The following is a 10,875-nucleotide window of genomic DNA, read 5'->3' as shown; positions in this document are numbered from 1 at the left end:
GAGCCGAACCCGCAGGCGCGGGCGATGTCGGGCGCGAGGCGCGAGGTGCGTTCCAGCAGCCGACGGGCCGCCTCCAGGCGCATGCGCTCGACGTAGGCGCCGGGGGTGCTGCCGGTCTCGGCCCGGAAGACGCGGGCGAAATGCCGCTCGCTCATGGACATCCGCGCGGCGAGGGCGGGCACCGACAGGTCGGTGTCCAGGTGTTCGCCGATCCACCGCCGCAGTTCCCGCAGATCGTCCCGGCTGCCGGCCGGGTGGGCCAGGGGGACGCTGAACTGGCTCTGGCCGCCAGGGCGCTGGAGGTACATGACCATGATGCGGGCGACTTCGAGGGCGAGTTCGTCGCCGTGGTCCTCGGCGACGAGGGCCAGGGCGAGGTCCATGGACGAGGTGATGCCGGCGCTCGTCCACATCCGGCCCGAGCGGACGAAGATGGGGTCGGGATCCACCTCGACGGCGGGGTGGTCCGCGGCGAACCGCTCCGCGGTGGCCCAGTGGGTGGTCGCACGGTGACCGTCGAGCAGGCCGGCGGCGGCGGTCACCTGCGCGCCGACGCACACCGAGGCGATGCGGCCCGCGGCCGGTCCCGCCTCGCGGAGCCAGGCCACGACGGCGGGATCGACATGCGGCTCGGGGCCGTCGGGGCCGAGCCGGATCCGGCCCGGCACCACCAGCGTGTCGATGGCCCCCTGTTCGCCGAACAACTCCTCCACCTGCAGCCGTACACCGGCGGACGTCGCGACCGGGCCGCGGCGCTCCCCGGCGAAGTGGACCTCGTAGCCGTGGCCCCGGGGCTGCTGCCGGGCCCCGAGCACGAGGTTCGCCATGGCGAAGACCTCGGCGGGACCGGTCACGTCGAGCGCGTCGATCCCGGGGAACATGGCGAAGACGACCACGTGCGGCCCGGGCGGAAGCGGGGGAGAGGCGGGGCGGGAGTTCATGACCCCAATATCCGCTCCCCGCCGGACCGTCTGCAATGACGGGGATCTGCAGGATACGGACATCACTCCGCCGCCCGACGTGCCGTCACCCGGGGGGCCGTCCGGGGCATTCGGCGGGCGTCGGGCTCGTGGGCACGCAGATCGCGCGCGACCGCCGTCGGCGGGGAGACCGGGCCTGTGGGCCCTGGGCTTCGAGGCCCCCGGGCCGTGGCCCGCGCCGGCAGAAGTGACGATCCGGTCTCGGATGCGGTGATCACCGTTGCTTCCGCCGCCGGCCGCCCGTTTGGCGGTCATGGAAGCAGCTTCTACGCGTCCAGTCGTGTCCCCGGATGTTTCTTTCGCAGAGCTCAACGGCGCGTACTGGATCGACTCCGACTCGTCCCCGCACGGCACGCGGGAGTGCGCCCAGTGTGCCCTCCTGCGCGAGGCCGCGGGCGGTGAGACCCCGGCCTCAGGGGAGGACGCGGCGGCGGACGGCGCCCGCTGCGCCGGCATCGGCTGGGCATTGACCACGGGACGGCCCTTACTCGTGACCTGCGCGGCGATCACCGTCACCGCCGCGATCGTCACCGTGGCCCTGGGCTGAGGAACCGGACGGTCCGGCGGGCGAGTTCGGCGGTCCCGGCCGGGCTCGCCGCGGCGTGCAGCGTACGGGCGCGGGTGGCACCCAGCAGGGCGGCGAGGGCGCCGTCCGGCGGCCGCGGCCGACCGTGCCCGGGGGGACGGCGCCCACAACAACAGCTGCATCGAGCCGACGAGCCTCGCGCCCGGGGCCACCGTCATCCAGCGGGTGTGCAACCACTCCCGGGGCCAGCGCTGGGAGTTCGACTGGAACGACGGCAAGCACACCATCGGGAACGAGGTCAGCGGACTGCGTCCGGAGGACGCGGGCGCGCCGTCGGGCAGCCGTCGCGAGGTGCGCCGGATGCCCTGCAACGGCGGCCCCGGACAGCTCTGGACGCGGCGCTGAACCCCGGGCGCGGCCGCGCCCCTGCCCGTCCGGACCACCGCGGACCTGCGGGCTTTCGGAGAGCCGGTGCGTGCGCGTAGCGTGTTCGCATGACTACGACACCGGCTGGGGCGGGCGGGCCGACCGTGGACCGGGCCCGCCCGCGGATGCAGATCCGCAACCGGCAGACCGCGGGGCTGACGTTCCGCGCGGACCAGTGGGCCGCGAAGAAGGCCGGTGCCCGGGCGACGGCGACCGTCCGGGCCTGGGGGTACGCACACCTCGACGAGCCGGATCTGGACAGGGCCGTGCGGCGTCTGGTCCAGGCGGCGGTCGCCGACGGCGGCAAGCGGATCAGCGTCCACCTCGCCGACCAGGACCAGCGCATCCTCGCGGTCGTGCTCAGCCACGTCGCCGGCGCGGCACCCGGACAGGACGCCGTGCTCACCGAACTCGCCGCCCTGCGCTCCGTCGTGAGCTGTGGCAGCGACCTCGCGCCCGACGGGCGCCGGGTGTGGGCCCTGCTCGACGCCGCGCCGCGCGCGCCCCGGGAGCGGCCGTCCGGACCGGAGGCGGGCGGCGGCGCCGCCGTGTGAGGGCGGCTCAGGAGGGGCTCGCCGCCGTCGGGCTCGGGCGGCCGGACCTCGCCCGCCTCGATCCGGAGGGGCGCGGCCGGCGGCGGCCGTGCAGCAGCGCGTCGAGGGAGAGGGCGGGGGCGCCGGCGAGGATCAGCGGGAGCCAGGCCATGAGGTACACGAGGTCGTTGCCGTAGTAGTACGGCGTGGTCGGCCAGCTGACGGTCAGCCACAGGCTCAGGGAGATCAGGGCCCCGCCGGACGCGGCGATCCGGGTCAGCAGCCCGGCCAGGGCGCCCAGCCCGACGGCCAGTTCCCCGAGGGCCATCGCCATGCCGAAGCCCACCGGGTCGTGCGAGGAGAGTTCGACCAGTCCGGGCACGGCGGCGGAGTCCCGTACGGCCTCCATCTGCTGCCCGATCGAGCCGTCACCGGTGGCGGACAGGAACGCCGCGTCCGTCAGCTTGTCCAGCCCGGCGTAGACGAAGGTGATGCCGAGGAAGAGGCGCAGCGGCAGGAGTGCGTACTCGGCCGCTCGCGTGCGCAGGTCGGGGGATGTCGTAGTCACACCCTGCACACGCGGGAACCCGCGTCGCGGTTCGGTCGTGACCTGTTTCGGAATCGGTGAACCGCCCGGCGCCGCCCCGCGTGTTCCTGCTGAGGCTGGGGTGGCAAGGGATGCCCCGGTCCGCTTCCGTACGAGAAGGAGATACGGCCATGGGCGACACCACGCGTCGGCGCACGGTTCTCGCGGCGGGCGCCGCCACGCTGGCAGGCACCGTCCTGAGCGGCTGCGGCAGCGACGGCGGCACCGAGGCGGCAGCCGACAGCGGAGCCGGTGCCGCGGGCGGCAACGCACCGGGCACCGCACAGGGCGAACCCTCGGCGGGCGCCGCGGCCGGCGGCGGCGCCGGTGGCGGGAAGGCGCTCGCGCAGACCTCGGACATCCCGGTCGGCGGCGGCAAGGTGTTCAAGGACCAGAAGGTGGTGGTCACCCAGCCGATGGCGGGGCAGTTCAAGGCCTTCTCGGCGACCTGCACCCATCAGGGCTGCTCGGTGGCGACGGTGAAGGACGGGAACATCGTCTGCCCGTGCCACCAGAGTCTCTTCAAGATCTCGGACGGCACGGTCGCGGGTGGGCCCGCCACGCGCCCGCTGGCCGCGGCCAAGATCGCCGTGGAGGGCGACAAGATCACCCTCGCCTGAACCGGCCGGTGCGCCGCCGGGCTCGCCGAGCCCGGCGGCGCACGGGTGCCCCGGCCGTCGGGCGACGGCGGGTCTTCGGAGGGAGACTGGGGTCAGGGGGCCGATGCCGGACGAGCTGAGGCGAACGGAGGGCAGCCACCATGCTGGGTGACAGCAGGGGATTCAGCGGCTACTCGGTGGACGACATCGAAGGCGCCAGGGGTTTCTACGGCGGGACGCTCGGTCTGCGGGTGTCCGAGGAGAACGGTCTGCTGACCCTGCACCTGGCAGGGGACACGGACGTGATGCTCTACCCGAAGGAGAACCACGAGCCCGCCACGTTCACCGTGTTGAACTTCCCGGTGGACGACATCGACCGGGCCGTCGACGAACTGGCCGCACGGGGTGTGGCGTTCGAGCGGTACGAGGCGTTCGACCAGGACGCGAAGGGAATCGCCCGGGAGGCGCCCGGCCCCGCGATCGCCTGGTTCAAGGACCCGGCCGGGAACATCATCTCCGTACTCCAGCCGAACGGGATGTAGCCTCCGCCGGCCCGACCGCCGGGCGGCCCGACCGCCGGGCGGTGGGTGGCAGCAGCCCGGAGGGGGTGGCTAGCCCCATGGTCGAGTCCTCGTCGCGCCGCGATGCTTGAAGCACTTGAGGCGGACCTGAACGAGGAGGACGACATGCGGATCGTGGCGGCGGACGGCGTGACCGGGACGGCTCTGGCGGACGGCCGGATGAAGGTACGGACGGCAGGGCGCGGCGAGTTCCGCTGCAGCCCGGTGGGCTCGGCGATGTGGGTGGCCCTGCGGGTCAACGACGGGTTCCTGGAACTCGCCGCCTCCTCCCTGGCCGACGCCTGGCAGACCGACGAGGGCAAGGTCCGTACGGCGATGAACGCCTGGGCCGAGCGCCTGATGGACGCGGGACTGCTCAAGGCGGCGGCCTGAGCGTCCGGTACGGTCCGGGCATGTTCGTAGTCACCGTTGCATACACGGCACCGCTCGAAGACGTGGAACCCTGGCGGCCGGCCCACGGCGACTGGCTGAAGCGGCAGCTCTCCAGCCGGTCGCTCCTGGTGGCCGGGCGGCAGAAGTCGGGGGCCGGCGGGGTGTATCTGGCCCCCGGCATGCCCGTCGAGGAACTCGGCCGCCTTCTCGCCACCGACCCGTACGTCGTCAACGGCGTCGCCGACCACACCGTGGTCGAGTTCACGCCGCACCTCGTCGTACCCGGTCTGGAGGCCCTCACGACCTACGAGTGAGCCGCGGCGGACCGGCCTTCGGCGCGGGTGGCGGCGGTTGACATGCAGCCAAACGGCTGCCTAATCTGAAATGCAACCGCTTGGTTGCATGACTGAGGGTGGCACGTGGTGGACAGTGTGTTCAAGGCGCTGGCCGATCCGAGCCGGCGCCGGCTTCTGGACCGGCTGCGCGAGCGCAATGGCCAGACCTTGCGCGAGCTGTGCGCGGGACTGGACATGGCCCGGCAGTCGGTCAGCAAGCATCTGGCCGTACTGGAGGACGCCGAGCTGGTCACCACGGTGTGGCAGGGGCGGGAGAAGCAGCACTACCTGAACGCCGCCCCGATCAACGCCATCGCGGAGCGATGGATCAGCCGGTTCGACCGCGGCCGGGTGGACGCGCTCGCGGACCTGAAGAGAGCTCTGGAGCAACCCCCCATGGACAGCACGACCTTCCTCTACACGACCTACATCCGTACGACCCCCGAGCGGCTCTGGCAGGCCCTGACCGAGCCGGCCTTCACCGACCGCTACTGGGGCGTCGCCTTCGAGAGCGACTGGGCGAAGGGCTCGCCCCTGGTCTGGAAGCAGGGCGGAGCGACGATGGCCGACGCCGAACAGGTCGTCCTCGTCTCCGACCCCTTCCGCCGGCTCTCGTACACCTGGCACAGCTTCACCGAGGAGTGGGCCCGGGCCGTCGGCATCGGCGAGGAGGTCCGCACCCGGCTCGCGGCCGAGGGCCGCTCCACGGTCACCTTCGACATCGAGCCGGAGGGCGGGCTCGTGAAGCTGACCGTCACCCACGAGTTCGATGCCGACGGCATCCTGCGCGAGATGTGCAGCCAGGGCTGGCCGCCGGTCCTGTCCAGCCTCAAGACCCTGCTGGAGACCGGCGAGCCGCTCCCCACGGCGTGATCCCCACCGCGGGCTGATCCCCGCCGTCAAGGCTCGGTGTCGCCCGCCGTCGGCACGCACAGCACCGGCACCGGCGACAGGTGCAGCAGCTTGTGCGGGGTGGAGCCCAGCAGGGCGCCGCGGATCGGGCTGTCACCCCAGCTGCCGACGATGATGACCCGCGCCCGGTGGCGTTCCGCGGCATCGAGCAGGGCCTGGGCCGGTTTCTCGTCGACCACCTCGACCGTCGACGGGACACCGGCCTCGTCGGCGGCCTCGACCGCGCGGGCCAGGGCGCTGCGCCCCGCCTGGCGTACGGCCTCCCGGTGGGCCCGGTACTCCTCTCCGGTGGCGCCGGGTGCGGCGGCGCCGTAGACGAGGACGAGCGGCTCGCCGAAGGCGGTGGCGACCTCGAGCGCAACGCGCAGGGCCCGCTCCGCGCCGGGCGACTCGTCGTACCCCAGGACCACAGACATCAGGGACTCCTTCGGGGATTCCGGACCTCACGGACCGCCGGGCGGTTGCCGCTTCCTGCCGTGGACGAGTGCCGGGTCGACCACGCCGCGCCGCTCCCGCCAGAACCTGCCGTCCCGCACCCGCCAGAAGCACATGATCAGCACGCCGGCCGCGGCGATCCCGATCCCGATCACCAGCGGCGGCCCGAGCCCGAACCAGGAGACCCCGCTGGCCGAGTTCTCCGGATTCGACATGTCGTTGATCGACTCCTCCAGCAGCCAGGCCAGCAGCCCCGCCCCGACCAGCGGCCCGAGGCCGATCAGCAGGAAGTTGTGCAGGTTCTCCAACAGGTGGCGGCGGTAGTACACGGCGCAGGCCACGCCGGTGAGCGCGTAGTAGAAGGCGATGAGCAGGGAGAGCGCGGTCAGCGAGTCCAGGAGCGCGTTCTCGCTGATCTGGTTGACGACGAGGTACCAGGCGATGGCGATGACCGCGACCCACCAGGTGCTCACGTCCGGGGTGCGGAACCGCGGGTGGATGTGAGCGAGGGACGCCGGCAGGGCGTGCCGGCGGGCCATGGACAGGGCGGTGCGGGAAGCCGGAATGATGGTGGTCTGGGTCGAGGCGAGGGCGGACGTGCAGACGGCGAGGAGCACCACCCAGTCCCAGCCGCCCATCACCTCGTGCGCGAGCACGGCGAAGATGGCCTCCTCCTCATCCGCGTTCTCGGCGAGGAAGGCGGTTCCGGCGTAGCCGACGATGGCGAAGCCCACGGACAGGTAGGTCACCAACAGGACCACGGTGGACCAGATCCCGGCCTTGCCGGGCGCGGTGGCGGAGTCCTGGACCTCCTCGGTGAGGTTCACCGCGGACTCCCAGCCCCAGTAGATGAACACGCCGAGCAGCAGGCCGCCGGTGAGGGCGGCGCCGCCCGCGCCGAAGGGGTTGAGCCAGCTGAGGGACGGCTCGATGGAGTCGAGGGTGCTGGTGCCGGCGTAGATCCGGTAGATGGCGACGACCGAGAAGGCCAGGAGGAAGAAGACCTGGGCGAGGATCAGGATGTCCTGGAGGTGGGCGGACAGCTCGGTGCCGATGACACAGATGGCGGTCATGGCGAGGATCACCACGACGGCGAGGGACTGCCGGATCACCTGATTGGCGGCCCAGCCGTCGAGGCCGGCGGCCAGCAGGCCGAAGTTGACGGCGACGTCGGCCAGCGAGCCGATGACCAGGACGCCGGTCATCGTGATCGCCCAGCCGCCGAGCCAGCCGGCCCAGGGGCCCATGGCCCGCGTCACCCACGAGAACGTCGTCCCGCAGTCCTGGTCGACCTTGTTGAGGTAGTAGAAGGCGGCGGCGATCAGCAGCATCGGGACGAACGACGCCAGCATCACGCCCGGCGCGTAGATCCCGACCAGCGCCACGATCGGGCCGATGACGGCGGCCAGCGAATAGGCGGGCGAGGTGGAGTTCAGACCGATGACGAGCGCGTCGAGGAACCCGATCGCGTTGTGTTTGAGCTCCGCGTTCGGGATCTCGGCACCCGCCGCGCCGCCGGCACTGTCCTGGGCCATGTACGCATCGTCACGCACCGGGCGGCGCCGCGCGAGGCGCGTGGCCCGTCCGGGGTGCGGGCCGCTCCGGCAGCGCAACGGCCCGGACCCCCACGAGGGGATCCGGGCCGATCGGGCCGGGGCCGCGCGGCCGGGTGGTGGCCGCGAGCTGCCTGCGGGTCAGTTCGTCTGGTAGACGCCGAAGATGTCGACGACCAGGTCGATGTTGTCCCAGCCGCGGTTCCAGAAGTCGACGATGCCGTTGTTGCCCGTGCCCGCCTGGACCAGGTTGGGGACGGTCTCGCCGCGCTTCCAGTTCAGGTTCGACGAGTTGGGCGGCGTCGGCCAGGTCGCCCAGTCGTTGTCGTAGGCGCTCAGCGAGTTCGGGTCCGGAGACACCGTGAGGTAGCCGTCGCCCCGGGTGTTGGTGACCGTGGTGTTCAGCACGTACGCCGTGTTCTGCGGGCGCGAGCTGGACAGCGGCATGTAGATGTAGCCCTGGCCCTCCAGCTGGCCGTACGGCCAGTCGGCGGGGTCGCGGGTGTCGAGGATGCGCTCCGGCAGGAACGGCAGGTAGGCACCCTGGCTGTCCGCGCTGTAGTAGCCGACCACGTCGACGATGACGTCGGTGCCCTTCCAGGCACCGTTGCGGATCTTGATCGAGCCGTCGGCGCCGATCGGCACGATGACCGAGTTGGCGACGGTCTGGCCACCGCGGAAGTTCAGGTTGGACGTGGTCGGGGCGGCGCCGCCGCTCGGGTAGACGGTCAGGTGGCCGTCCTCGCGCGGGTTGGTGACGGTCACGTTCAGCGCGACGGCCGTGGCGTTGTACGGAATGCCGTTGCGGCCCTTGATCTGGACCGCGGTGGTGCCCTGGCCGGCGACCTGGCCTTGGCCCTCGCGGGTGTCGAGGAAGCGCGTGGGGTTCAGCGGGGTGTAGCCGCTGGAGGAGGTGCGGGTGAAGTAGCCGGTGATGTCGGCGATGAGGTCGACCGGCTCCCAGCCGCCGTTGTAGAGGTCGACGTAGCCGTTCTTGTTGACCGGGACGATCACCAGGTTCGGGACGGTCTGGCCGGCCGAGAAGTTGACGTTCGAGGTGGTCGGACGGTCGCTGCCCTCGGGGTAGACCGTGACGTGGCCGCCGCTGGTGGTGTTGGTGGCGGTGACGTTGAGCACCACGGCCGTGACCCCCGCGGGGATCGCGCCGTTGCCGGAGATCTTGACCCGGGTGGTGGCGTACGGGGCGACCTTGCCCTTCGTCGTGCCCGTGCCGTCCCGGGTGTCCAGGAGGCGGGTGGGCGCGTACGGGGTGAAGTCGGAGCCCGGCGTCACGACGGACAGCTCGTTGGTGCCGCGCACCCCGCTGCCGTCGGACAGCGTGACCTTGATGGTGTACGAGCCGATCTCGGCGTAGGAGTGCGCCTCGGTCGCGTTGGTCGGCCCGTTGGCGCCGAAGGTGACGCTGGTGCCGTCGCCCCAGGCGACGTTGACCGAGAGCGCGGTGCCCGGGTCGCTCGTGACGGCGAGGTCCAGGCTGATGCCGCGCGCGCTCGTGCCCTTGGCGGTCAGTCCGACCGTCGGCTCCGCGGCGGCGCTGCCCTCGGCCTGCGCGGTCGCGCCGGCCTTGCCGTTGCCCTTGGCGGCGGACGGGGTGTGGACCGTACGCTCGGCGGGGCTCTTGACGGTGGCGAAGTTCGACGCCGCGACCTTGTTCAGGTCCACGTCGGGCGCGGAGACGCCGTGCGGGCCCGCGGCCCCCGGCGTGGCCGGAGCGGCCTGGGCCACCGCCGGTATCAGACCCACACTGGCTGCCACGACGGCAGCGGACATTACGAGTCGGCGATTGCGCACCGGCCCCCCCATTGTCGGTAAACGCTTGAACAGGTTCGAAAGCGTGCTCAGAGTACACAGCCGCAGGACGTCGACGAGCGGGGTCCCCCTCGGATCGCCACCCGCCGCCTGCCGCTGGAAGAGCGCCTTGAGATGCTCGCCGCGATCACCCGGAAAATCAAGGAAATAACACCGGCGCGCGGCGGGGCCCGGAGCCCGTTCACCGGCAGGACACCCCCTAGGGGGTGCCCTTCGGATCACGCCGGGCCAGCGGGTCGGTGATGCCGCCCGGGGAGGCGAGGTGTTCGACGTCCCAGCCGTCCAGGGCGGCTGCCGATCCGTAGAGGGCCCCGAGGAAGTCGAGGACGGTCTCGCGGGGGTTCGCGCTGCCGCGGACGTCGTCGTAGTCCAGCGTGGCCAGGCGGCCGGCGCCCCGCTCGACCCAGTGCGCGGCCGCCGGCCGCAGCGGCCGCCCGGCCAGGCCCGCCGGCTCCGGCGCGGCGTACGCGTAGAAGGCCGGACGGGGGTACGCGTCGTCGCCGAACCAGAAGCCGCAGCTGATGACCTCGCGCGAATAGGCTTCCCGCGTCACCGGGTCCGCGCCGGGCCCCGGTTCGACGGAGCGGTCGGAGAAGCGGGTGACCGCGATGTCGTACGAGTGCCAGAACAGGTGCACCGGGCTGATCTTCCCGGAGAAACCGGAAGCGAAATCCTCCAGCACCAGGCCGACCTGGCTGAGCACCTGCCAGTGCCGGTTGACCCAGAACGGGTCGTAGGAGGCGTGCTCCGTGTCCTCGGCGAACGGCCGGTGCGCGTCGGGCAGGGTGTACGGGTGGGGGTGCGGGAGGGTCACCGCCACGCCGATCCGGCCCAGCGCGGCGAAGGTCTCACGGTAGAACGACGCCACGGACTGCCCGAGGAGCGGGAACGAGGTGGTCGAGCCGTCCAGACAGGACACGGTCAGCCAGTGGTCGACGAAGTCGAAGTCGATCGTGAAGACCGGATTGCCGTCGACCCCGCCCATCGGGCGGGTCGTGATGCCCCGCCCGGTGACATGGAAGGGGACGTTCCACCAGTGGTTGCGCCGTGGGCTGCTCGCCAGCCGGATCTTGCCGACGATCTGTGTGAACCGGTGCAGGGTCTCCTTCGAGTCTCGCCACTGCGACAGCGGAATTGCCGGGAACAGGTCCACCGGGCATCCCCCAGTTTCGTTGCGCCACGCCTCACGGCTCGGACACCGGACATC

Annotated in this window: 14 protein-coding genes; 8 read left to right on the top strand and 6 right to left on the bottom strand. The window is 72.1% G+C overall.

All coding sequences use genetic code 11. The features are described 5' to 3' along the window. A partial coding sequence (locus ACFYZS_RS20850; RefSeq protein ID WP_389014451.1) for a GlxA family transcriptional regulator occupies positions 1-941 on the bottom strand: 941 nt, incomplete at its 3' end. Between the two features lie 319 nt (positions 942-1,260). On the opposite strand from ACFYZS_RS20850, the gene ACFYZS_RS20845 reads away from it, so the two are divergent. From ACFYZS_RS20845 to ACFYZS_RS20835, 3 genes are all read left to right on the top strand, one after another. Beyond that, entirely contained in the window at positions 1,261-1,527 is a 267-nt protein-coding gene (locus ACFYZS_RS20845; RefSeq protein ID WP_389014448.1) for a hypothetical protein, read from the top strand. A 204-nt stretch (positions 1,528-1,731) separates the two neighbouring features. Further along, positions 1,732-1,911, top strand: a complete 180-nt coding sequence (locus ACFYZS_RS20840; protein ID WP_389014445.1) for an RICIN domain-containing protein — start codon at positions 1,732-1,734, stop codon at positions 1,909-1,911. Positions 1,912-2,000: 89 nt separating this feature from the next. Next, the gene (locus tag ACFYZS_RS20835; RefSeq protein WP_389014443.1) at positions 2,001-2,486 is read left to right on the top strand and encodes a hypothetical protein; all 486 of its coding nucleotides are present in this window, start codon (positions 2,001-2,003) and stop codon (positions 2,484-2,486) included. A 7-nt stretch (positions 2,487-2,493) separates the two neighbouring features. On the opposite strand, the gene ACFYZS_RS20830 is transcribed toward ACFYZS_RS20835, so the two are convergent. Continuing rightward, positions 2,494-3,033 carry a DoxX family protein gene (locus ACFYZS_RS20830; RefSeq protein ID WP_389014440.1) on the bottom strand — a complete coding sequence of 180 codons (540 nt, stop codon included), beginning with the start codon at positions 3,031-3,033 and terminating at the stop codon, positions 2,494-2,496. Positions 3,034-3,182: 149 nt separating this feature from the next. On the opposite strand from ACFYZS_RS20830, the gene ACFYZS_RS20825 reads away from it, so the two are divergent. From ACFYZS_RS20825 to ACFYZS_RS20805, 5 genes are all read left to right on the top strand, one after another. Beyond that, positions 3,183-3,671, top strand: coding sequence for a Rieske (2Fe-2S) protein (locus ACFYZS_RS20825; protein WP_389014437.1), 489 nt, complete (start codon positions 3,183-3,185; stop codon positions 3,669-3,671). Positions 3,672-3,811: 140 nt separating this feature from the next. Continuing rightward, the gene (locus tag ACFYZS_RS20820; protein WP_389014434.1) at positions 3,812-4,192 is read left to right on the top strand and encodes a VOC family protein; all 381 of its coding nucleotides are present in this window, start codon (positions 3,812-3,814) and stop codon (positions 4,190-4,192) included. Positions 4,193-4,294: 102 nt separating this feature from the next. Continuing rightward, positions 4,295-4,603, top strand: coding sequence for a PqqD family protein (locus tag ACFYZS_RS20815; protein WP_389014431.1), 309 nt, complete (start codon positions 4,295-4,297; stop codon positions 4,601-4,603). Between the two features lie 20 nt (positions 4,604-4,623). Then, the gene (locus ACFYZS_RS20810; protein WP_389014428.1) at positions 4,624-4,917 is read left to right on the top strand and encodes a YciI family protein; all 294 of its coding nucleotides are present in this window, start codon (positions 4,624-4,626) and stop codon (positions 4,915-4,917) included. 108 nt (positions 4,918-5,025) lie between these two features. Further along, a complete protein-coding gene (locus tag ACFYZS_RS20805) occupies positions 5,026-5,811 on the top strand; it encodes an ArsR/SmtB family transcription factor (protein ID WP_389015151.1) in 786 nt (261 codons plus the stop codon). Between the two features lie 26 nt (positions 5,812-5,837). On the opposite strand, the gene ACFYZS_RS20800 is transcribed toward ACFYZS_RS20805, so the two are convergent. The 4 genes from ACFYZS_RS20800 to ACFYZS_RS20785 all read right to left on the bottom strand — a co-directional run bounded on the left by ACFYZS_RS20800 (position 5,838) and on the right by ACFYZS_RS20785 (position 10,821). Further along, positions 5,838-6,266, bottom strand: a complete 429-nt coding sequence (locus tag ACFYZS_RS20800) for a universal stress protein (RefSeq protein WP_389014425.1) — start codon at positions 6,264-6,266, stop codon at positions 5,838-5,840. 27 nt (positions 6,267-6,293) lie between these two features. Continuing rightward, on the bottom strand, positions 6,294-7,820 hold the full coding sequence (locus ACFYZS_RS20795) for an APC family permease (protein WP_389014422.1): 1,527 nt from the start codon (positions 7,818-7,820) through the stop codon (positions 6,294-6,296). 159 nt (positions 7,821-7,979) lie between these two features. Beyond that, the gene (locus ACFYZS_RS20790) at positions 7,980-9,614 is read right to left on the bottom strand and encodes a hypothetical protein (protein ID WP_389014419.1); all 1,635 of its coding nucleotides are present in this window, start codon (positions 9,612-9,614) and stop codon (positions 7,980-7,982) included. Between the two features lie 253 nt (positions 9,615-9,867). Beyond that, on the bottom strand, positions 9,868-10,821 hold the full coding sequence (locus tag ACFYZS_RS20785; protein ID WP_389014416.1) for a DUF5996 family protein: 954 nt from the start codon (positions 10,819-10,821) through the stop codon (positions 9,868-9,870). Positions 10,822-10,875 lie beyond the last annotated feature (54 nt).

The sequence above is a fragment of the Streptomyces sp. NPDC001903 genome (genome assembly GCF_042891345.1).
GTDB lineage: Bacteria > Actinomycetota > Actinomycetes > Streptomycetales > Streptomycetaceae > Streptomyces.
Note: the sequence above shows the minus strand (reverse complement) of the source record. Positions and strands in the feature narration are given on the sequence as shown.